Here is a 235-nt window from a genome sequence, read left to right on the forward strand (position 1 = left end):
GGTGCGGATGGGAGGATTCGAACCTCCGACCGCCTGGTTCGTAGCCAGGTACTCTATCCAGCTGAGCTACATCCGCATACAACTATTTCTACAACGACCAAAAAGTCGACCAAAACACTATAACACATTTTACAATATGTGATAGATATTAGGACAACAATGGCGGAGAGGGAGGGATTCGAACCCTCGATGGGATTTAAAGCCCATACTCCCTTAGCAGGGGAGCGCCTTCGGC

Annotated in this window: 1 tRNA gene; it reads right to left on the reverse strand. The window is 49.4% G+C overall.

The annotated features are described in order from the left end of the window. Positions 1-2 precede the first annotated feature (2 nt). Positions 3-76, reverse strand: a tRNA-Arg gene (locus JFU56_RS22775). Between the last annotated feature and the right edge of the window lie 159 nt (positions 77-235).

It is taken from the genome of Moritella sp. F3 (assembly GCF_015082335.1).
GTDB lineage: Bacteria > Pseudomonadota > Gammaproteobacteria > Enterobacterales > Moritellaceae > Moritella.